The sequence below is a fragment of the Psychrobacter sp. 1Y4 genome (genome assembly GCF_051847555.1).
Map to the genome: position 1 here is coordinate 1 of NZ_JBPYDE010000794.1, position 615 is coordinate 615.

At 41.0% G+C, this 615-nt stretch carries 1 protein-coding gene; it reads right to left on the minus strand.

Annotated features, from left to right (window positions below; genetic code table 11):
* Positions 1-112 precede the first annotated feature (112 nt).
* Positions 113-615, minus strand: a 503-nt coding sequence (locus ACS8FC_RS18915) for a LysE family translocator (protein WP_439297923.1), incomplete at its 5' end; no start/stop codon positions are given.

Consider the following 615-nt stretch of genomic DNA (forward strand, 5'->3'; position numbering starts at 1 on the left):
TAAAGAAGCATGCTAGTAATGTATTAGACTTAGTATGAAAAAAGCCCAATCTCCGTCAAAGTAGGTGATTGGGCTTTTTTATGGAAGACTTTTTTTCTTGTTGCTTTACTCTTTAAGCCTTTTCAGTCAATAACTTAATTCCCAAGCCAATAAATACCATACCACTGATTCTATTTAGCATCGTTTCAATAGAGGGGTTTTCCCGCAATCGTGTACTAAACCGCGCCGCCAACATCGCCAAACATAAGCACCATATAAAGCCTGTGGTGGCAAAAGTCAGCCCTAACATCAAAAATGACAGCATGCCATAATCATAACTAGCGTCGATAAACTGAGGGAAGAACGCCAAGAAGAATAAGGCTACCTTTGGATTAAATACATTGGTCAACACGCCTTGCTGATAGATTTTCCAGCCGTCTACGGCCTTTTGGTTAGTCACGTTCTGATCTTTGGACAAATGGTTCGCTATTGAGTTCGAGTTTTTGCTCGTTAGCATTTTAAAGCCTAAATAACACAAGTAAGCCGCACCAATATATTTCACGAGCATAAATGCCGTAGGGGAGTTGGCAAGCAGTACTGACAGTCCTAGCGCCGCGAATAATGTATGTACCAAAG